The following is a 20,666-nucleotide window of genomic DNA, read 5'->3' on the forward strand; positions in this document are numbered from 1 at the left end:
TAATGATAGAAGCGAGCACCATTTCTTCCCATGCTCATTTCCGGTAAATGGATGTTCAAAACCGAGTTCTGTCCGACAAAAAAAGACCCTGCTGCCGATGAATGGCAAACAGGGCACGATCACAGATTAGATGTAGATCGGATATACAGGTAAGCTATGCAGAAGCCGGTACCAACGCTGGTCTTAAGGTACTTTTTTATACTCGGAAGGGGAGAAGCCCGTGTATTTCTTGAACATTTTGCTGAAATACGGCCAGTTGGCGCCAAACCCTGTCTGTTCAGCAAGCGAGGATACAGTGTAGTTCCCGTCCTGCTCCAAAAGCTCCAATGCTTTACGGATGCGGTAGCTCAACACATAGTTCGTAAATTTCTCACCGGTTTCTTTTTTGAACATTTTGCCGATGTAGTCTGGATTCATGTATATTTCCCCGGCGATGGACTGGAGTGTCAGTGTCTCGTCCCTGTAGCGTTTCTCTACCAACTGTTTCACACTACCTACCATCTGCGATTGTCTGGATCGGTGTTGTTCGTAGCGACGCAGGGTGATTTCTTTGGCGACGGCAAGCAGAAACTGTTGAAAAGAATGTAGCGTGCTGGTTTCAATCATGCCTGGCAACTGATCCATATACCTTTTCATCTCGGCAGAGCCACTGAGTCGAATCATCTCCATAAACATCTGAATAAGATAGGACTTCGTTTGGGAAATATCGTATCGCAAGCTGGCAAGCAGCTGAAACATCCGGTTCAGCTCTGTTCCAACTTCCTGCCAGTGTCCAGCCTTGATTGCAGTAACCATCCGCTCCGGATCGTATTCGAATTCAGGAAGACTGTGCTCCCCGGGAGAGTAAATATCCCGCTCCATAATAAGACTGCCCTCACCGAGATAGAATCGGTAATTGAGATAGACCAGCGTCTGCATGTACAAATGGCGTGCCTGCGAAAGATCTCCTGGCTCGCTCAGCGCAATCGTGAGATCATCATGATAATATCGGGTAAATGTGGCGCGAATCTCATCGATATTATGGAACAACTGCGTTTCAGACAACTTGTCCTCCATGATTAGTAGCACATGCCCCCCAACCGTGGCACTTAAGATGGGATTGTGAAAAATATCCTCGGCAATGTTCTTGACCGCGAACAAGTGCAAATACTCATGCTCTCCCTCAATCTCTACCAGCAACAACCGCACACGCTGATCCTGAAACTGTACATCGAATAATTCCTCGAAATACTTCCATTCCTTGACCCCGTATGTTCTGTTCGTGACCAGCTCTTTCAGAAAATATTCCTTGGCATGCGGCAGTACACGCTCCAGATTATATTGGATCGACTGCACAAAACGCTCCTGATCGGTTAACTCCCGCTTCTCACTAACCAATTCACTAATAGCCTGTACAAGATGCTCTTCACTGCAGGGCTTGAGCAGATAGTGCTTCACTCCATAATGCATGGCCGTCTTCGCATATTCGAATTCGGTGAAACCCGTGAGCATGATGAATGAGATATCCTGATACTTCTCCGCCACTGCTTCAACCAGCTGTAAGCCATCCATTCCCGGCATGCGAATGTCCGAGATGATAATATCGGGACGTTGCCGCTCAATTGAAGCAAGCGCTTCCAATCCATCTTGAGCAATGCCGATCAGTTCTGTTCCTAATCGGGACCAGTTCACGACACTGGAGATCCCGTCCGAGATCATAAATTCATCATCAACCAGCAAAACCTTGTACATTGTATGCATCCTCCTGCCTTTAACCAGTTCCATTCTATTATATGGGCATTATGCTCAAATAGAGAGGAGAACGTTGAATGACATGGAATTGAACCCTAACAAGTCTGATTGTTGAACATTTGTATCACGTACGAAGTTATTGGCTACCGAATCAGGGTTTATGCTGGTCCTTTGTTCAAACCAAACGACCTTCACCCTGCCACAGGGTGAAGGTTTGCCGCTGCTATGCAAATGCGGGCTATATAGGTGACCATACATGCCCGGATCGATTTATTTTTTTACTGCGTGAATGAAATGTATCGTTTCAAATGCCCTTAGATGATCGATTCGATCCTGGAAAAACTGTTCCTGAATCGCCTCGGGAGTCAGATGCTCATAAATAAGCAGCCCTGCTTCATCAAGCAAGGCCTCCATCTCCACATATGCGTAGCCGGATTGCATCGGCTCACCACCCATTGCAGCCAATTTAACCATATTTTCAACCCGATTAAACATTCCTTTTTCCTCAAAAAGGTGCTCATCTGCATAATCCAGAACTATAGAGCTTCCGGTTGGCAGGTTCGCAAACACATGACGAATCACGTTAAACAGATCATTTTGGGGCAAATAATACGAAACACCCAAGAGACTAGCCAACGTCTTCCGTTTCTTCAAACCTTCAAGAGCCAAGCTGTCATTCGAAAGCTCACGCGTAAAATCCATGGGTACAAAGTGAAGATTGTCCGGAATAGTCAGCTCGGCCTGATTCAGCCGCTCCTTCTTGAATTGCTGTGTAGCCGGATAATCCACTTCAATGATCTCCAGCGTGTCCTCCAATTCCGGATGCCTCAAAGCAAACGTATCCATCCCGGCGCCAAGAATGACTACCTGCTTCAATCCCAACGCGACTTCATGCAAAAGTACATGCTCACAGTAAGCGGCCCGAGCCAGAGTTATTGGAGATAACTGTACCTGGGTAATCCATTTTAGAACCTTTTCCGGGTCGTCCTTGAGCTCGTGAGCCATATCCGGGTTGAAAAAATGAATGCCTCTAACCATGTTATTGCTGATATCTGAAAACTCTTCAGGAGAAATCAGCAATCTCGCCAAAAAATCATCGAAAATGAGGGGGGTGTCATGTTGGCTGTGATAGGCTCGGCCAAAAGTCGAAATCAATGATGTGATACTGGATTCATTTTGCTTCATACTTATTCCTCCCTTACAAACAAAAATAAGATTCCCCTGGCCAGGAGAATCTTATTATATACGGAATAATTTTATATGTAAATTATAGCATAAATATATTTTTTTGTCAACCATAATTTACGGATGAGCAGACCGAATAAAGTGGATTTACCGTCCACTTCAACTCATTCTTCCTTCCGCATCCTATCCAACCCGATGAGATCTGTTAGGCGTCCATCCCATACTCCTTCACCTCACGATTACGGTTCAACACCGCGTGTAATACAAAACCAAGTACCGCAATCGCCGCTGTGCCGGTTGCCAGCCACGCTACAGGAATAAGTCCCTGTTTGTCATACATAACCCCCATCGCATAGGGGCCGATAACCCGTCCAACTGCACCGATCCCACCCGATATCCCGATGTAAAAAGGTGCTGCCCTGCCTGCATGCTCCGATATAAAGGCAGGCGTCGCAGGGGAGATCAGCATCTCTCCAAACGTGGCAAGTACCATTGCAAGCACCATGCCCGGATAGCTGTACATGGTAATCATGACAATGTAGGCCATGCCATAGAATACCGCACTCGCCGTCATCTGGGCAGTGGAGGTACGGGCCATGGTCCGTTTCACCCAGCTGGTAAAAGGTTGTCCCACAAAGATCAGCACCCCGTTCAGGGTCCAGAGCAGACCGTACATTCTTTTTTCCATACCCTCAGAGATGATATACGGGGACACGCCTGTGTTCCAGATGGAATTGCCGAATAACAGGAACAGCACGCCCAAGCTCATAAACAGATATAATCGGGTATTGCCCAGCAGTGCCCAGACGCCAGGCCCATCGGGAACGGTTTTGCGTTTGGTCAGATGTACTTCCCCCTGATCCGGTTCGACTCGCGACAGATAATACCAGAAGAAAATCGCGAACCCGGCTGAGGTCACCCCGTTCAGTACAAAGCTGAGGTGATAGGAAAAGTCAGCCAGAAAACCACTCAGCGCTGTACCAATTGCCACCCCGATATTGTTCGCCACATAGATAATATTGAATAATTCACCGCGTCGCTCCGCAAACCGGAAGCCAATAAAGGCCTGAATCGCTGGCAGCGACAATGAACTGAACAGGCCAATCCAGCCCATCGCACATATAAATATAACCCAATACGCGCTAATCCAGGGCAGCGCAAACAAACCTAACGCATTAAGCGCCAGTGATCCAATGATCAGCTTCTTCACGCCTACCCGGTGATATAACGAACCGCCGAGCAATTGTCCGAAGATGCCACCCAGGGACTGAATGAGGATTACAAAACCGGCGTTGGCCATCGTCCGTCCAAGCTCATCAAACACATACATGGTGGTCAGCGGCCACATCAGTGCACTGCCTGTTGCGTTAACCAGACTTGCTAATAAAAATATTCTCACTTCTTTTGGATAGTTATCCAGCCATCTCATCATCTCTAATCCATTCTCCTTAGTACCATAAAAACGTATTAACATACCAAAAAAGCCTTTGCCCTGACGGCATAACCAGCCAGAACGAAGGCCTTTGGAAGTGTTACATCTATTGCTCTTTAGTCCCTACTCAAGTTATATCCTTTGTTCATCTTACCTCAAAAAAATCACGCTGCAAGCACACTCATTGACGCTTCACTTCGACAGTGGCCGAGAAGAAGGTAGCCCCGTTCCCCATGTCCGACAACCGATTGGACGTCAGTGAATTCGCTCGCTGTTTCTTGCCGTCACCATCCCACCATAAGCCTTGGCTGATGACGGTTCCTGGCAACATGGCTTCACTCACCTTGGCGGTAAGTTCGATGCACCCGCGATCATTCCATACGACCACTGCATCGCCATCCTCCACGTTTCTACGGATGGCATCCTCGGGGTGCATTTGCAATAGAGGCATCTTTTCCAAACGCTGATGTTTGGCTGAATTACCGAAGGTGGAGTTCAGAAAATTATGGTTTGGCGGCGATAGAAACATCAATGGATAGGTATCGGCAGGTCCAGCCGGATTCTCTCCATCATATCCTTCAACCAGCGCGCTATAGGTAGGGAGTGGCGGAAGCCCTCGCTGTTCCATCGTCTCCGAATACAATTCAATTTTGCCTGAAGGTGTGGGCAGCTGATCCAGAAATGCAGCATGTGGCGTCATATCCAGCTTCACGAATCGATGTTCCTTCAGTCCCTCCAACGTGACTCCATTCATATAGGGGTTGTCCGTTCCCTGAAGTGCGTCCTCAATCATCTGTTCCGGCGTTTCTCCGAAGATCACAGGGTCATACCCCATGGCCTGTCCAAGCAGGGAGAACAGTTCCACATTACTCTTGCTCTCCCCAATCGGTGCAATCACCGGCTCTTGCAGATGAACGTACTGATGCCAATAGGAGGTGTACAGGTCCGTCGCTTCAAATGATGACGTGGCTGGCAACAAGATATCTGCATATTTGGCCGTATCCGTCATGAACAGATCATGCACAACCGTGAACAGATCCTCCCTTGCAAAACCTCGCTCTACCCGCTCGGTATCCGGTGCCACCACCAGTGGATTACTGCAGTAGACCATCATGGCCCGGATTGGCTGCTCCGCTTCCAGCAGCGCTTCACCAATCCGGTTCATGTTCACCACTCGCGGCTCCGGATTCTGCCGCAGCTCCGGACGTTCCAGCGCGTCGCTATTCGTGCTCGCGTAACTGTTGGTGCGAACGGCACCGCCGCCTTGCTTCAGCCATTGCCCTGTAATGGCAGGCAGACATGCAACGCTACGTACGTTCATCCCCCCATTATCATGGTGCTGGAGGCCATTGCCGATGTGAATATGGGCGGCCTGGGCGTTGCCGTATAATTCCGCCAGCTCCACAATCGTCTCCTCCGGCACGCCCGTAATGCGTGCAACGCGGTCAGGCGTGTAACTGCAGACATGATCACGCAGTGCCTCATGACCCACCGTATACTTTTGCATAAACGCTTCATCCGTCAGGCCCCGTTCGAACAGAACATGCATCAAACCCAGCGCCAGTGCGCTGTCCGTGCCCGGGTACAGCGGAATAAACCAGTCGCCCCATTGGGCCGTACGATTACGATGAACGTCGATTACGACAATCTTGGCGCCGTTCTTCCGAGCTTTCTCCGCCAAAACGACCTGATGCATATTCGTACTGACGATATTACCGCCCCATACCAGGATGAGATCCGAGTGCTCCGTATCTTCCGGCACTGTTCCCCGGTTGGCGCCCATCGTATATTTCCAGCCAGTATTTCCGGCCGCATTACAGATGGTCTGCTCCAGCACACTCGCACCTAGCGCATTGAAGAAACGTCGGTCCATGCCGTCTACGCCAAGAATGCCCATGTTGCCGTAAAAGCTGTAGGGCAGGATGCTCTCCGGGCCGTAGGTCTCGGACAATGCAGTGAATTTGGTCGTAATCTCTCGAATCGCTTCATCCCAACTCATTCGTTCGAACTTGCCTTCGCCTTTGGCTCCTACACGTTTCATCGGATATTGTAGACGCTCGGGGTGATACACCCGCTCGGTCATATTTCTGACTTTATTACAGATGGCACCCTTCGTTATCGGATGGTCCGGATTGCCAGCTACCTTCACAATTTTACCGTTCTCTTTATGTAATAACAGACCACAAGTGTCCGGACAATCGAGCGGGCATACCGCTGCAAATACCCCATTCTCCTGATCGATCATCGTATGGCTCCCCCTCTTTAAAAGCTATCCCTATATCATATCTTCTTCGAGGTTATCACGTAAAGAGAACAGTATATTTTCGCCTAATATTCGCCGCTATAGCAGCTTCAAATTATTTTCAAAAAAATGTTTTGTCGTTTGATTCAACTTCAGAATTCAGGGGTAAATTAAAAATAAGGCATTAGGCTAGTGTTTCCCCACTTCCTCCTCATGCCATATCATGGACCACTCCCGAAATTCGCCATGAACAGGTTTCGTTCCCCCGAACCTTGTCATGGCGAATTTGCTTTGCGTTGAATTCCAACAAGGACCCCATACAAAAAACGATCCCGACCTTCTCCGTCACAGCATATTCGCCATGAAACGAGAAGATCAGAATCGTCTTCACTTCTGTAATACGTGCACACATGCTACGCAATGCCCTCTATGCTTGTTTGCTCCACATCGCTCTAGCCTCCGTCTCCATAGGTTCGATTGATGTTGCTATCTCTGGCTTCACTTTTGGCTCCAACTCACGTAGGTACACCATCCAATAAGCTGCGGCTACAAACAGAGCCCCACCAGTCAGATTCCCGAGCCATACCGGAATGAAATTCATTACATATTGTCCCCATGAATAATAGCCTTCGAAGATCGCTGCCGGAATGAGGAACATATTGGCCACAACGTGCTGGAATCCAATCGCCACAAATGCCATCGTTGGAAACCAAATGCCTAGTACTTTGCCACTCATCGTATCGGATGCATAGGATAACCACACGGCCAGCGCAACCAGCCAGTTACAGCCGATGCCGGAGATAAAAGCCTGCAGGAATCCATCATGCAGCTTATGTCCAGCCATATCCACCACTTTCGCCAGATATACACCCTCTCCAGTCAGACCAAGCACATGTCCAAACGCATACGCGACAAACAAAGCTCCAACAAAGTTACCAATCGTCACTAACGTCAGATTTTTCAACATGCTGCCCCCGGATAATTTTCGTGCAATTGTCGCGAGTGGAACAGCCATCATATTTCCCGTCAGCAACTCGCCACCACCAATGAGCACCATAATCAATCCAACTGGGAATACCGCCGCACCGATCAAATTAACCAAGCTTCCCCACTCTGCTGGCCCAGAAGCAATTACTCGAATATCCAGTAGAAAACCCAGCGCGATAAAAGCCCCTGCCAGAAAACTGAGCACCAGTACAGAAGATACCGGATATTGAGCCTTCTTCATTCCTGTTTGCGCCGTATATTGTGCAACCTCAAGAGGTGTTTTTGCTGCCATATCATTCATCCTCTCCTTCATTGTTCATTCATCATTGAAACAAAACCATTTGGAAATTCCTTAGTTACGCGTCGAACGCCATATCCTAATTGTATCTTGGTCCTATGTAAAACTTTGTGCAAATTATCACAATGTTGATTATAAAAGTCTTTATTCATGATTGTCATTCAATGACTCTGACAGCAAGATATATAGCGCATGCTAGGATGTAACTTTATACAAAAATCAAAAAAAGACTGACGATATGCTCGCCAGTCTTTGTGTATTTTTATGGCTTCCTTACACCATTGCTGGTGCTTTTACTTCTATTGGAGGCAGTGCTTGCAGACCCGCCGTGTTCAGGAAGTTCCACGGTTTGTTGTAATGTGGCTGGAAGAAGAAGTCGATGAAGGCCAGCTCATCTACGGTCATGTTGTTTTGGATGCAGACCGAGATCGTATTAATCGATTGAGTCAGATCAACCTGTGACATCACCTGTGCTCCGACAATTCGACGAGTAGCCTGCTCATATACCACTTTGAGTAACAGTTTCTCAGCCGTAGGCATGAACTCCGGACGGTAGCTGTCTTCCAGTACCACAGATTCCACGATCAGACCTTCGTCAGCAGCAGACGTTTCCGTCATCCCGGTACCCGCGATATTTTGCTCGTAAATTTTGATACCCGATGTTCCTTGTGTACCCATATACGGTGTCGTAGGGCGAACCAGGTTGCGGGCTACCAGTGTACCCATCCGCACAGCGTTAGTCGCCAGTGGAATGTAAGATGCTTTGCCTGTCGGGTTGTAATGGATAGCACAGCTGTCACCCGCAGCGAAGACGTCTTTTTGACTGGTTTGCATATATTTATCCACGATGATCGCACCGTTTGGCAGCATATCCACTTGGCCTTTGAGCAGCTCTGTATTTGGACGGAAGCCGATGCACAGAATAACCAGATCGGTTTCAAACTCACCTTTGGACGTGATCACCTTGGTCACTTTGCCATTTTCTCCAGTAAACTTCTGTACCGTTTGACCAAGAGCCAGCTTGATGCCGCGTCCAGTCAACGTATCTTCGATCGCATCTGTGAATTCAGGGTCCAGGTATTTGTTCAAAATCCGGTCCACACTGTCGATCAGGGTAACTTCCTTGCCGTTCATCTGGAAAGCTTCAACCAGCTCTACGCCGATATATCCTGCACCTACAACGGTAACGCGTTTGGCATCTTTGGCTTTTTCAATAATCGTATTGGAGTGATTGTAGTTTTTGCAAAGTAAAATGTTATCCATGTCGATGCCTTCAAGCTTCGGAACGACAGGCCAAGAACCCGTTGTCACGATCAGTTTGTCAAACGTATCTTCAAATTCTTCCCCAGTTTTCAGGTTTTTAGCCTGAAGAGTATGGCCCTCGGCATCGACTGCCGTCACTTCATGAAGCATCTTGGTTACAACACCAAGCTCTGCTAACTGATTAGGCGAAGAATAGAACAAGCCGTCAGGGTCTTTCACGACCCCACCTACGTAGAGCGCAATGCCACAAGATAGGAAGGAGATATTGTCATTGCGCTCATACACCGTGATGGTAGCATCCGGGTACAATTTGGCGGTATTTACGATGGCTGCGGTCCCTGCGTGTGTACATCCGATAACTGCGATTTTCATTAAAAGTTCCTCCTCGAAATATATAAATGAGTTTGAATATAACGTTATTGTGGTTGTGAAATATTTCACTTCTTAATCGATACTGTGTATGTGATTTATTTCACTTTATACACTCATTATAATGTGATCTTTTTCACATTGCAATAGGTTAAGCAAAAAAAGTTTGTCGTAAGAAGTTATTCCCTTTTGTTTAAGCCTTTCTTCCCTTCGTTTTATTGATTTCATTGTCCCCGTTTCTAGGGCAGTTTATGCTATGTAATGGCTTCCGCAATCCCTATATGGGCGCATAAAGTTAGCGGCGTCTCCTGCATTCATGTTTTACTTGTACAAAAAATAAATGGCTTCAATTTTCATGACAGGGTTGATTTTTAAATCGGTAAGCGCTTACAATAATATTGATCCTTTAAATGGATTTTATGTAAATAAACCACCAGATCTTATTTCGTTCAGGAGGCGTTCATTTGAAGAAAAGTCCAATGTCTGTTGCTTTCCGCATGGTTCCCGTTACGCTTGCCATCACCATGATGACAACTGGAGTAGCGATCCCCTTCGCTTCTGCTTCTGCAGATTCTCCACCCGTTACGATTAAAACCGAGGTTCTGTCCTCCAAAGTCCCAGCAGGTACCGATGTGTCTTCGCTGCTTCAGAAGTTCAGGGATTTCAGTCATTTTGCAACTGGCGATCTGGCCAAAGATACGGCCTACGCCCTGAATATCGTTTCGTGGCAAATGCCTCACGGAGGATTTTACAAAGACATGAAAGAGCAGTACGCAGCCCCCTGGGATGGAGTAACAGCACGATCAGGCTGGAAAGACCTGAATGGCATTGAACTTGGTACCTTCGATAATGATGCAACAACTTCCGAGATCCGCTTTCTGGCTGACATGTATGAAAAAACCGGCAATCTGGCCTTTAAGAACAGTGTTCGCAAAGCGGTGGACTTTATCCTGATCTCCCAATATCCATCTGGAGGATGGCCACAGGTCTATCCCAAACGAAGTAATTACTCTGACGCGGTGACTTACAACGACAATGCCATGGTACAGACGATGGTTTTGTTAGACGATATTGTTGAGCGAAGACATGGGTTTAACAACGATATATGGACCTCCAATGATCGCAGCAAGCTAAAGAAAGCGCTGGACAAAGGGATTGAATATACGCTGAAAGCGCAAATTATCAATGATGGTCAGCCCACCATTTGGGGTGTGCAGCATGATCCTGTGACCTATGCTCCTGTGACGGGCAGAGCGTATGAATTAGCTTCCAAGTCGGGATCAGAGTCGGTGGCAATTACTGCTTTTCTCATGTCCAGGCCTCAGACTCCCGAGATTGAACAAGCCGCCAAAGGGGCTCTGCGATGGTTCGATACGGTGCGAGAGAATGGAACCAAATATAACCGGCAAGGACCCGTATATTTTGAACCGGACGCAGGAAGTGTAATCTGGTACCGTTTCTATAACGTGGATGAAGATGTGCCTTTCTACGCGGATCGGGATGGTATGAAGTATATGAACATTCTGGACATCAGTGAGGAACGAAGGCACGGCTACTCCTGGGCCGGAAGCTATGCTCGTAACCTACTTAAGCTGGCCTCGGATCAAGGCTATTACACATTAAGTAAGCCCTTGCCTTGATCCTGGAGCTACATCTACCTGATGAGAAGCTAAATCTACGTCGTATGTAAAGTCATCTAAAAAAAGCCTATCCTCGCATAATCAAGGATAGGCTTCTTAACGTTCATGGTTTAACCGAGTAATTTCTCGATTTCTGCACTCATAGCTTCCGGGGATTCTTTCGGTTCAACACGACCTACCACTTCACCTTCACGATTAACAAGGAACTTGGTGAAGTTCCATTGGATGTCGCTTGTTTCACCTGCGCCGGGTTGTTGCTCTTTAAGGTATTGGAACAGGGGATGTGCTTCCTCACCATTCACATCTACCTTGGCAAACACCGGGAAGTTCACACCATAGTTAATCTGGCAAAATGATTCGGCTTCCTCACTTGTACCTGGCTCTTGCCCTCCAAACTGGTTACAAGGGAACCCCAGTACAACCAAGCCTTGATCGCGATAACGATCGTAGAGCTTTTGCAATTCACCGTATTGCGGGGTCAGTCCACACTTGCTGGCTGTATTGGCAATGACCAATACCTTACCTTGATACAGATCCAGTGAGACTTCCTGATTCGCGGTGGTTACCGCCTGATATGAATATACGGACATGACTGATTCCTCCCATGACATACGTTGGTTTGGGCTGTTGCGAGCACGTTGAGATCCAATGTTCTACAGCCTGTCCTATTATTATAGACCTGATCCGATGCGATTACCAAATCCCGGTCTACCCATACCAATGCTCAGGGTTACTTTAACCTGACTTGGCAGCCACAATGGCATCATACCGCTCTTGCCGCTCTGCCTTGGTTAGTTTGGGACAGCTGTAACAGTAGTTTTGCCCGCCATACACTTGATAGTGCAGACAGCATGTCGGCTTCATCAGCATGGTCTCTCCAGGTTGATGGGGATTAGCAATCTCGACCGGTTTGAATGACAGCAAGTTCTTGCGTAACCCCAGAGTTTCCGGTGGCATGGCGATGACATGCTCATACCCCTGAATCACTGCTTCTCGTTCTGATTCTGTAATGTCCATCTTCACTACGGTTGTCTTGAACCATCTCAGGATGGATGCGAGCTGTGCCCACATCTGACCGGTGTTCGCTTCTCCGGCAAGTGCCACGCCTTCAATCATGGGACGCAGTTGTTCGCCGTAATATGCTGTAAGTAACTCATTCCGCCAAGGAGATACAGCTCCAACACTGCTGTCTACTGAACCAGGGTGGGCACGCTCAGTTGCATCTGCAAGTTGAAAATGGATTACGGGGCGCCCTTCCTGAACCTCCAACTGCAATTGGACATTCTTCAGGGAGATGTCTACCGACGTATCACAAATGGATGTCATGTAATGAATTCCGAGCAGCAGACCACGCACCGAATGCATGAAATATACAGCAGCAGAGCGAAGAGAATCCGCACGCAGATGCTCATTATAGGCTTCGAGCATAAGCTTTGCGTTCTCCGGATGTCTTAACAATGTCAGAGGCATGCCAAAAACCGGTTCGTTAACCGGACCGGTCGTTATACGTCCATATTGCTCTAACCACGTGTAGTTAATTGCTCCCATCGGTTGCAAACCTCCCATGAATGCGAATGAGCCGCGTGCGTTACGCACAGCGGCTTCATTCTATAGTGTAAGGACCACGTATGGCCCATTTCGTTAACTTCCTGTCGCTTGAACGCGTTGTTCTGTCCGTCCACCTGCATGAACCATCGCGCTGTTCATGACCATCTGGTCTGGTGTTTTCGATTGTTGGCGTTCACCTGCAAGAGCGTAAGGCAAGCAGAGCGGTACACCGGAACGCGGGTCAATCACGATATCTGCTTCAATGTTAAATACTTCACGAAGCACATCCGAGTTCATAACTTCCACAGGTGAGCCATGAGCGATGGCTTTACCTTTTTTGATACCAATCATGTGATGTGCATAGCGGGAAGCATGATTCAAGTCATGCACAACCATAACAATGGTACGATTGGCTGTGGCATTCAGCTGCTCCAGTAATTGCAATACTTCGAGCTGATGAGCCATATCCAGGAACGTAGTCGGCTCGTCCAGGAAAAGGATGTCGGTTTCTTGGGCAAGTGCCATGGCGATCCAGGCACGTTGACGCTGTCCACCGGACAGTTGATCAATCGGACGATCATGGAATTCAGTCATGGCTGTCACTTCGATAGCCCATTCAATCATACGTTTATCTTCAGAACGCATGGAACCAAATCCTTTTTGATAAGGAAAACGTCCGTAGGATACCAGTTCAGTAACCGTAAGTCCTTCAGGAGCTGTCGGGTTCTGTGGCAAAATCGCAAGTTGCTTGGCAACTTCACGCGTAGACTGCTTATGGATGGACTTCCCGTCGAGCAATACATTACCTGCTTTTGGAGCCATAATACGTGCCATCGTTTTCAGGATGGTCGACTTCCCTGAACCATTGGCTCCAACAAGTGCTGTAATTTTTCCTTGGGGAATCTGAATATTCAGATCCTCTACAATTAGTCTTTCCTCATAAGCGATATCCAGCTTGGTCGTCTCCAGACGAAACATGCGATCATCCCTCTCTCATTTATCCCGGTTATGTAATCCGGCTATAGACAACGAAAACGAAATTGTAATTAAGTGTATTTCCGGCTCAAATATCTTCTACACTAAAGATACTGATAATCATTATCATTTGTCAACATAAAAAACCAAATTCTCTGCTCTTTTCTTGCTTTATTCAGTCATTCTGAAGCAAATTGCAGACATTCTTCCCAAATACATATGAGAGCTTTTCTCATTCATCACGCGCATTTCATCACTTCTGCTTATCTCTCGAACTCTTGAATCACAAACTTTGTGTCCGATTTGTGAATGACTGATTTATTTTTATGCAATGGGCTATATCCGACATTTGAAACAAAAAAAGATGACCTTGAAATTCAAGTTCAAGGTCATCTACACACTCTCGTTCACTAGGGTATGAAGTCAGCTTTTTTTGTTATTTCATCAGAAGACACTCCATGAATCTATGCAACATGCTCAGATGAAATAACTTACAGTTTCGGCTGCGGCATCAATTGGATCACCGTCATACTGCCCTGCGTACTCTTCACACTGACAATGCTCTCGGCATCCATATCGGCTGGAAGATCGATCTGCAATCCATATGGATAGAGACGATCTGCCTCTCCAATAGACATCTGTGAAGAATTCGTCGCATCCTGTTCATTGGATACAGATGTGTCAGGCGAGGTCGAACCTGTAGCTTGATCTGCTTCGGTGCCTTGATCCGTGTCTCCACTCGCAGCATCAGACGATGCATTCGTCCCTGTATCCGTTGTAGCATCGTTAGCAGGATCTGCCTGCTGATCGCCATCCTCCGTCTGCTCTGTGTTCCCCGCATTTCCCGTTGAAGAACCATTCGCGCTTCCTTCGGAAGCACTTCCTGAACCCCCATCGGAGGCATCTTGGGTATCCGGTTCTTCATTCCGATTAAAGCTCTCCCACTTGCCTGTTGAATCTAATTCCTGCGTGCTGCCATCTTTCATCATCAATTGGAGTGATCCTTGCTTAAACTGATCACTTCCCGTATCATTCCTGAATCGGATGACCAATTGAGCAGCGGATTCCGTACCCTCCTGTTCACTCCCAGGAACCATATAAGCAATCTGCTCCGCGAGCTGTACCTCAGGTTCAGCCGGAATGACAGGCTCCTCGGTGGTAGGAGGGGATGCCGCTGGCGGCTCCACAGAATTCATCCATGCATATGTACCGCCAGCAATACCCAGAACCAGGATCAAGAGGATTAATCCGAACAGATTCTTCCTTTTACCCGTTAGCATCCGCACCAAAGGAGAAGACAATTCGGTCTTGGCACGGTCATAGGCCGGCTTCATCGCCTTGTTTGCTCTCGCGTAATACGGTTTGAAAGCCGACTTCGACTTGAAAGCTTCACGGTCATGGGACTTGAAATAGGCCACAAGGGCATCCGCATATCCTTTATGTGCATTGGAACCCCGGACAAACATCCGTTGATTCCCTGACCATTCGAAGAATGGATACAACCCTTGGATACGATCTGCATGACTACGAACAAATTCAATTAGGCCAGGATAATCCAACCGGTTGCTGCCGCTTCCTCCTCGATAAAAAGCCATTGGCAAAGCTTCATAGGCCGCTACTCCCGGGTGAGCCTGCAGCTCTCCGGCAAGCCAGCGACGCGTCCAGCGCTGAAGTTCATTGCGCTCCGCCAGGGAGAGTGTCTCCAGTTGCTCTTCGTCATTCCCCTCACCACTAAGCCATGCTCTTGCAGCCAGCATCATGTTCGTTCGAGCGGATACATCGGAACCTTGGCGTGCCGCCCAGTCCCGAACCTCATCGCCATGCTGCAAAATATCGATGCTTAACAGCTGTTCACGATCAACCCGTTCCAGATCCAGATCCTGAATCATAAACAGGTTAATGACATAGGCCAGCTTGTCCGCAAGGCGAGTTAACTCCTCCAGATATGCCGGATCTTGACTGGCAGCTGGAGAACCCCCTTTTCGATTAGGGCGGGCTGTAGCTTCAGATTGACCTATTCGTGCCGTAATGCCTGTATCATACGTATCTTCCATGGATACCCGGTCGAGCACACTAACTCGCTGTAGGGCTTCATTAGCAGACTGTACCGGATTAGGCGCAGAACATAATCGTTCACGCAGCTCACTGGCTGTCCGCTCCAGCAAGTAGTTGTAGTGAATCGCAGATGGATGAGCTGTAACCCAACTTCGGATCACTTCCACGACGTTTGCTGCTGATTCCGTGCGTTTCAACTGATTGTCCAGATAAGGCTCAAACAATAACTTGGTGAGCGATTCATTGGCCAACACTTTATCAAAGAAAGCCCGATTCAGCTGCGGATCCCGATCCAGCACAGCATACAATTCCTGCACAGCACGCATACGCTTCTGGGCACGGGCATTATTTACACCGTAGATGAAATAGTCCACAATCCGGGATTGTACCACGGGCGCAGCAACACTAAAATATTCTCCAATGCGAGCAGCAACGGCTTCTTCGGGTACATTCTCGCGCTTCACACTGTCCAGTTCCCGGCTAAGCAAAGTCAGGAACAGCTCGTTCAGACGTGAACGTTGCTTGGACCCACCTTCCGGCTTCAGATAGGTTAGCAAACCACTCAGGACATGGCTTTTGTTATCCAGATACAGGTCTTCCATGCCTTGTTCAAGACCATAGAACACCGATAGTTCGCCATATGCTTCAATGGAAAGTTCCCGTCCAGGCTCCATACCGGACAGCATCTCATCGGCAAACGTATAGAACGCATCCGCCGCAGCAGGTTCCTGCAACAAGTACCAGGCGAATTCCGCATAAGGCAGTTTCGCCACAGATGCATCTGCATGCGTAACTCTCCCGGATACCAGATCAAAAGTGAAATCCTTCTCCGTGTTCCGGTCTTTCGGACGCAGTGTACCACGCTCTACAAACTGGACGTGAATGCCCTTCTTGGCCTGTGGCTCCTTGGCAAACGTCATGAATCCCAGCTGCCGCCGGAATGCGTAGGGTAACGCCGTGTACAGCAAACGTAACAATCCTTTGGCCCCTGCGGTCACTTCCTCTGCGGGAAGGTCCAGCGCAATGTATACTTTTCTACGTGTCGCTACAGACTGCATTACCGCATAGAGCAGGCGCTTGAACAGCACTTCGTTCATTTTCAAAGCGCTCAGCACTTGGGTTGGTGATCCTACGCCAGCATCGGTCGCCCCACCCTGTCCGCTCCTAGGTGATATAGGCAATTCAGCAAGCGCCGGCAGAACTGTACCTTGTTCGATGTCATAGGACGTGGCGAACACGGCATCCAGCCAGCCGCCTTGTTTCATCTGCTCTTCCGAGCGTTCGGGAGACAAGACGTAATTATGTGCAAAAAAGGCACTGCGCAGCCCGGTGAAATCCGCAGACTGGTACACATTTTGCCCAAGGATCGTCTCTCCACTCTCCAGATGAAGCAGGTGAATGGAAGCCGGAAACTTCGTCTCGTCCTTCTCGCTACGGCCTGTTAGCTCCGCTGGAGCGTCATAGACACAGTAGGGGTGAAGCACTTTTTTGATAAAAGATGGGTCCAGTCCCGGCGATGCCGCAACCGTATCAAACCCCTCTGTTGTGCGAAACACCCCGCGCCGCTCTCGGGTATACAACTGTTGTTCAATGGGCGGGGTTACGGAAGAACGCATCATCCCACTCTCCCCTCAATGTACTTCAGCTTGTACAGCAGCCACAGGAAGGGTTCATCCACGCGGATCGGGCTAACCACACCCTGCAATTTCATATCCACCGGATTGCTGCCCAACGCAGATACTGCGAAATAGGCTGTATCCTTGAAGTACACATCCATCGTGCCCTTGAACGGACGATCCACCTTCTCGATAAAACGCCGGATCTCCCCGTCGATATTCTCGAACTCGGTTAAGTCGAACCAATCGCGGTGCACCATGTTGCGAAAGACATTACTGTTGGATTTGATATAATCGCCCTCTTCATCCTTGAGGGAATGCAGCATGTCGCTTTTCGTAAGCACAACGGCTGTTGGAATATTGGTCTTGGCTTTATCCTGATACGCGATAAAATCTCCGAACATCGTCAGTACCACGTCACGTGGCTCATCGTATCGTGGTGTCCACTCTCCCGGCTCATTGCCGAGGTTAATGCGGATTTTGTCCCGAATTGAACGAATCTGAAGCGGGTCCACCATAAACAGAATGCCTGCCGAGTTCTTGATGTGCTGCCCGTGAAGTCCGAGATAATCCTGCTCCACCATACCTTCACCTGCGACGTCAAAGAACACCAGCGTCAGCGGAGCTTTATCTTCGTCCTTGAACACAAACTGGAAGATAAACGGCTCCTGCAACTTCTCCTTCTGCGTGGAATCCAGCAGATCGCCCCGTTCGAACAACGGTTCTTCATAATCCGCACGGAACCGGCGGCTGATCTCCGCATTCAGTGGCATGCAAGCCGCGTCAAAATGATCGGCCGTATAATGCTGCAACGTATGAATTAATGAAGTCATGTAGACGGATTTCCCTACCTGGGATGCACCAATGATGGATATGATATTGCTCGGTGCTTTACCCGCCGTAACAGGCAGCTCATTGTGACACTGCGGGCACAACCGGCGGCGTGTAACGACACCATACCGATCGTTAAGACCCATCACGATGTTATCGGAATAAATACGGTGTTCCTCCGGTACATCATGTGGAGCCAATACGGCCTCCATATCAAATACCGTATCAAGTCCAAATCTTTCGCGATACCGATTCAACTTTGCATCTTCCCCGAGTGCGTAGTCCTCGTCATCATCGCGGTGATGGGCGGCGCGGAACACCACCTCTTCTGGTGAAAACTTGCTGAAACAATAAGGGCATACAATATCGTAAAACAGCGGACGTTCCTCCGGCTGTTGTCTCTTCAAAAACCGACTAAAAAAGCTCATAGCCACTCCCCTCCCCTGATCAGTCAGACTAAGGTGATTTACACTTGCACTACGATGACAGAGTAACCTTCCCATCGGTAGTCCAACTATCTAGTCTGATATAAGCCGATAGGCAGCTCCATACTTTGGTCCGTCCGTGAAGAATAATCGCACATAATCATCCTTGGCGACTTCAACGGGCGGCAGCTCATTTCTTCCGGGAGCAAAATCACTCACAAAAGGATACACCGTACCATCTTCCTTATTCAGCGGAACCCCGCCCTGCTTGCGAACATAACAGAGTGCTTCCTTTGGAACAGGTACTTCCGCTGTGACGGTGATCAATACACTTTTTCGTTTCTGAAAAAAACCGCTCTTGTAGCGAATGGAAAAGCGGATATCCGCCTTCCCTGCGCTTGCAATCACCATGTTTTCCTCGTCTCGTTGACGAATCAGCACAGGCCCGTCGTCCTGCATCTGACACACATACACCGTGTACTTGATGGCACCAAAACCTGTGATCCGATCCGTGTAACCATTGCTCGCCTTGTATTCCTCTCTCGTGTACAGCTTCAGCTTGCCCTGTGCAGGCTCTTCCCCGGTACGATCATCGCTCATCATATCCAGCTCCAGCCGCTCGACATATACAGCTTCTACCCGTTCCGGCCAGAGCCAGCGAAGTGTACAACGTCCTTCGTCCACCGCAAGTGTCAGTTTTCGAATCAAGGGTGTCGAAGGGTCTGCATCCGTAAACCGCATTTCCATTGACCTCCCGACGTTAGAATCCTTTGCTGCGTGTATCTCTTGGTCTCTGACCAAACCCTTCGGCAGAAGAAGTTCCGCCGCCAGCTTCACGACGACCCCGGCTCTTCCGCGGCGTGTTCTCCTTAATCGGAACAATCCAGGAGAAGAGGGTCAGCACACCAGACAAGATGAGCATCGCACCAAGACGTACGAATGTATCACCCACGTTCGAACCGTCGAGTCCCCATTCCAGCAGCAACCCTGCCAGTAGACCCGACACCGCACCACCAATGCCAAAGCTGAGCGCGAGATGACGGTTATCAAATACAAGTCCAAGCGACACACCCAGCGCCACGCCGATTAGTAACACGGCTGCTACACGGAAAATCGCTAGATAAACGCTCTGTTCCATCATGCCTGTACGCTCCGTTACCAGCGTCCGTTCATCAATCGTATCGTAGATCTGCTGGAATGCCAGATTCAGATCACCGGAATCCGGTACATCATAGTACATGCCACCCGTTTGCTGGGCAATATTACGCAGCAAATCCGTTCCTGATGGGTCCACCAGACTGAGGCCGACTGTATTAATGGAAATCTGTTCGTTGTTATATTGGGACAAAATATCGGTCGTATCCGCTTCACTGAAGCCATCGGATAACAAGATGACGACGGTACCGCGTTTTGGGTCCTGTTTGCCCTGAATCTGTTCCATGCCTTCCCGCAGCACGGCATCAAAATTGGTGCCGCCCGAAGTTGTGACAATGCCATCGATTTTGCTATAAACCTCATTCTTGGCCGCTTCACTATCCAGCGCAATAAACGGCTGTAACAACTGCGGTTGGTCATCAAATGTAATGACAGCTACCTGTTTGTCACTCTCCATTTGGCTGATTAGTGTCTTGGCCGCTTCAAAGCGTCCGTTATCCGGATCTGTATCATTCATGCTACCCGAGTTGTCGATCATTAGTACGATATCTTTTACTTGCTTCGCACCGCCCGGATTGATCTGGTACAACAATTGCAGGGCGAGTCCAACAACAAACAATAGAGCCAGTGTTGCCGGAACAAGCAATTTCCACGATAGTCCCAGATACCGGAGCTTCCATGAAGCGCCATTCAGCTTGGGTGAGATCATCTCTGCGATTAAACAGAACAACCCAACGCTCAGCGCCAGTACGCCAAAGTATAATCCCATCAGCAACAGACGCGGCATCTCCCCAAGCCATTGACGCAGCATGATTTCTCCTGCCGCAAAGCCCACTGCACCGCCAATCAGGCTGAACAGGACCAGGAGAAGATTGATTTTTCGCTGCATGTCTACATGCATCCTTTCCATACCA

At 48.6% G+C, this 20,666-nt stretch carries 15 protein-coding genes; 1 reads left to right on the forward strand and 14 read right to left on the reverse strand.

Features of this window, described 5'->3' with window-relative positions:
• Positions 1 to 183: 183 nt before the first annotated feature.
• The 7 genes from WFI24_RS16860 to WFI24_RS16890 form a co-directional block, all read right to left on the reverse strand.
• The gene (locus tag WFI24_RS16860; protein ID WP_336762597.1) at positions 184 to 1,731 is read right to left on the reverse strand and encodes a response regulator; all 1,548 of its coding nucleotides are present in this window, start codon (positions 1,729 to 1,731) and stop codon (positions 184 to 186) included.
• Positions 1,732 to 2,001: 270 nt separating this feature from the next.
• Positions 2,002 to 2,916 carry a class I SAM-dependent methyltransferase gene (locus WFI24_RS16865; protein ID WP_336762599.1) on the reverse strand — a complete coding sequence of 305 codons (915 nt, stop codon included), beginning with the start codon at positions 2,914 to 2,916 and terminating at the stop codon, positions 2,002 to 2,004.
• Positions 2,917 to 3,121: 205 nt separating this feature from the next.
• The gene (locus WFI24_RS16870; RefSeq protein ID WP_145325000.1) at positions 3,122 to 4,345 is read right to left on the reverse strand and encodes an MFS transporter; all 1,224 of its coding nucleotides are present in this window, start codon (positions 4,343 to 4,345) and stop codon (positions 3,122 to 3,124) included.
• A gap of 184 nt (positions 4,346 to 4,529) precedes the next feature.
• The gene (locus tag WFI24_RS16875; protein ID WP_336762601.1) at positions 4,530 to 6,593 is read right to left on the reverse strand and encodes a molybdopterin-containing oxidoreductase family protein; all 2,064 of its coding nucleotides are present in this window, start codon (positions 6,591 to 6,593) and stop codon (positions 4,530 to 4,532) included.
• Positions 6,594 to 6,801: 208 nt separating this feature from the next.
• The gene (locus WFI24_RS16880; protein ID WP_336762603.1) at positions 6,802 to 7,002 is read right to left on the reverse strand and encodes a hypothetical protein; all 201 of its coding nucleotides are present in this window, start codon (positions 7,000 to 7,002) and stop codon (positions 6,802 to 6,804) included.
• 15 nt (positions 7,003 to 7,017) lie between these two features.
• Positions 7,018 to 7,869 (reverse strand): formate/nitrite transporter family protein, encoded by an 852-nt coding sequence (locus tag WFI24_RS16885; RefSeq protein ID WP_336762605.1) that lies wholly within the window; start codon positions 7,867 to 7,869, stop codon positions 7,018 to 7,020.
• Positions 7,870 to 8,148: 279 nt separating this feature from the next.
• Positions 8,149 to 9,510, reverse strand: a complete 1,362-nt coding sequence (locus WFI24_RS16890) for an FAD-dependent oxidoreductase (protein WP_145324555.1) — start codon at positions 9,508 to 9,510, stop codon at positions 8,149 to 8,151.
• A 461-nt stretch (positions 9,511 to 9,971) separates the two neighbouring features.
• On the opposite strand from WFI24_RS16890, the gene pelA reads away from it, so the two are divergent.
• Entirely contained in the window at positions 9,972 to 11,147 is a 1,176-nt protein-coding gene (pelA, locus tag WFI24_RS16895) for a pectate lyase (RefSeq protein WP_336762609.1), read from the forward strand.
• A gap of 110 nt (positions 11,148 to 11,257) precedes the next feature.
• On the opposite strand, the gene WFI24_RS16900 is transcribed toward pelA, so the two are convergent.
• The 7 genes from WFI24_RS16900 to WFI24_RS16930 form a co-directional block, all read right to left on the reverse strand.
• On the reverse strand, positions 11,258 to 11,737 hold the full coding sequence (locus WFI24_RS16900; protein ID WP_336762611.1) for a glutathione peroxidase: 480 nt from the start codon (positions 11,735 to 11,737) through the stop codon (positions 11,258 to 11,260).
• 145 nt (positions 11,738 to 11,882) lie between these two features.
• Positions 11,883 to 12,695, reverse strand: a complete 813-nt coding sequence (locus WFI24_RS16905) for a (2Fe-2S)-binding protein (protein WP_336762613.1) — start codon at positions 12,693 to 12,695, stop codon at positions 11,883 to 11,885.
• A gap of 93 nt (positions 12,696 to 12,788) precedes the next feature.
• Entirely contained in the window at positions 12,789 to 13,673 is an 885-nt protein-coding gene (locus WFI24_RS16910; RefSeq protein WP_145324561.1) for an ABC transporter ATP-binding protein, read from the reverse strand.
• A gap of 488 nt (positions 13,674 to 14,161) precedes the next feature.
• Positions 14,162 to 17,344, reverse strand: coding sequence for a GAP1-N2 domain-containing protein (locus WFI24_RS16915; protein ID WP_336762616.1), 3,183 nt, complete (start codon positions 17,342 to 17,344; stop codon positions 14,162 to 14,164).
• The gene (locus WFI24_RS16920; protein WP_024632789.1) at positions 17,341 to 18,600 is read right to left on the reverse strand and encodes a TRAFAC clade GTPase domain-containing protein; all 1,260 of its coding nucleotides are present in this window, start codon (positions 18,598 to 18,600) and stop codon (positions 17,341 to 17,343) included. The genes WFI24_RS16915 and WFI24_RS16920 overlap by 4 nt, the downstream gene beginning before the upstream one ends.
• A 90-nt stretch (positions 18,601 to 18,690) precedes the next feature.
• A complete protein-coding gene (locus tag WFI24_RS16925; RefSeq protein ID WP_336762623.1) occupies positions 18,691 to 19,338 on the reverse strand; it encodes a beta-mannanase in 648 nt (215 codons plus the stop codon).
• A 19-nt stretch (positions 19,339 to 19,357) separates the two neighbouring features.
• Positions 19,358 to 20,641, reverse strand: coding sequence for a vWA domain-containing protein (locus tag WFI24_RS16930; RefSeq protein ID WP_336762625.1), 1,284 nt, complete (start codon positions 20,639 to 20,641; stop codon positions 19,358 to 19,360).
• Between the last annotated feature and the right edge of the window lie 25 nt (positions 20,642 to 20,666).

Origin of the sequence: Paenibacillus sp. USHLN196 (assembly GCF_037144955.1) — a bacterium.
In the GTDB taxonomy this organism is placed as follows: Bacteria; Bacillota; Bacilli; order Paenibacillales; family Paenibacillaceae; genus Paenibacillus; species Paenibacillus xylanexedens_C.

What these genes read in the sequence shown, in the direction of transcription:
- WFI24_RS16910 (WP_145324561.1), bottom strand. Translation starts at nt 13,673, where the DNA reads ATGTTTCGTCTGGAGACGACCAAGCTGGATATCGCTTATGAGGAAAGA.
- WFI24_RS16885 (WP_336762605.1), bottom strand. Translation starts at nt 7,869, where the DNA reads ATGGCAGCAAAAACACCTCTTGAGGTTGCACAATATACGGCGCAAACA.
- WFI24_RS16930 (WP_336762625.1), bottom strand. Translation starts at nt 20,641, where the DNA reads ATGCAGCGAAAAATCAATCTTCTCCTGGTCCTGTTCAGCCTGATTGGC.
- WFI24_RS16920 (WP_024632789.1), bottom strand. Translation starts at nt 18,600, where the DNA reads ATGAGCTTTTTTAGTCGGTTTTTGAAGAGACAACAGCCGGAGGAACGT.
- WFI24_RS16915 (WP_336762616.1), bottom strand. Translation starts at nt 17,344, where the DNA reads ATGATGCGTTCTTCCGTAACCCCGCCCATTGAACAACAGTTGTATACC.
- WFI24_RS16865 (WP_336762599.1), bottom strand. Translation starts at nt 2,916, where the DNA reads ATGAAGCAAAATGAATCCAGTATCACATCATTGATTTCGACTTTTGGC.
- WFI24_RS16880 (WP_336762603.1), bottom strand. Translation starts at nt 7,002, where the DNA reads ATGTGTGCACGTATTACAGAAGTGAAGACGATTCTGATCTTCTCGTTT.
- WFI24_RS16875 (WP_336762601.1), bottom strand. Translation starts at nt 6,593, where the DNA reads ATGATCGATCAGGAGAATGGGGTATTTGCAGCGGTATGCCCGCTCGAT.
- WFI24_RS16890 (WP_145324555.1), bottom strand. Translation starts at nt 9,510, where the DNA reads ATGAAAATCGCAGTTATCGGATGTACACACGCAGGGACCGCAGCCATC.
- WFI24_RS16870 (WP_145325000.1), bottom strand. Translation starts at nt 4,345, where the DNA reads ATGAGATGGCTGGATAACTATCCAAAAGAAGTGAGAATATTTTTATTA.
- WFI24_RS16860 (WP_336762597.1), bottom strand. Translation starts at nt 1,731, where the DNA reads ATGTACAAGGTTTTGCTGGTTGATGATGAATTTATGATCTCGGACGGG.
- WFI24_RS16905 (WP_336762613.1), bottom strand. Translation starts at nt 12,695, where the DNA reads ATGGGAGCAATTAACTACACGTGGTTAGAGCAATATGGACGTATAACG.
- WFI24_RS16900 (WP_336762611.1), bottom strand. Translation starts at nt 11,737, where the DNA reads ATGTCCGTATATTCATATCAGGCGGTAACCACCGCGAATCAGGAAGTC.
- WFI24_RS16925 (WP_336762623.1), bottom strand. Translation starts at nt 19,338, where the DNA reads ATGCGGTTTACGGATGCAGACCCTTCGACACCCTTGATTCGAAAACTG.